Raw genomic sequence first — 502 nt, 5'->3', positions numbered from 1 at the left:
GGTCGGCCACGTGCTGGCTCCGTTAAAAATTCTGGCGCTGGCGGTGCTGGGATTGGCGGCGGTGATGTGGCCTGCGGGCTCGCCGATCCCGGCGACCGACGTCTATCAAAGCGTGCCGTTTTCTAACGGTTTTGTGAACGGTTACCTGACCATGGATACCTTGGGTGCCATGGTGTTCGGGATCGTTATCGTCAATGCGGCCCGTTCACGCGGCGTGACCGATGCCACGCTGCTGACCCGTTATACCATTTGGGCCGGTTTGATTGCCGGCGTCGGGTTGACGTTGGTCTATCTGAGCCTGTTCAAATTGGGCTCTGTGAGCGGCGAACTGATTCCTCACGCGCAAAATGGGGCCGAAATCCTGCATGCCTACGTACAGCACACCTTCGGCAGCATGGGCAGCGGCTTCCTGGCGCTGTTGATTTTTATCGCCTGCATGGTCACTGCGGTTGGCCTGACCTGCGCCTGCGCCGAATTTTTCTCCCAGTATTTGCCGTTTTCC

1 protein-coding gene is annotated in these 502 nt (G+C 58.6%); it reads left to right on the top strand.

From position 1 onward, the window contains the following. Positions 1-502, top strand: a 502-nt coding sequence (locus J5224_RS35480; RefSeq protein WP_264629445.1) for a branched-chain amino acid transport system II carrier protein, incomplete at both ends; no start/stop codon positions are given.

It is taken from the genome of Candidatus Symbiopectobacterium sp. NZEC135, from assembly GCF_025962695.1.
The sequence above is the reverse complement of the archived record's forward strand: the minus strand, read 5'-3'. Positions and strand labels throughout refer to the sequence as shown.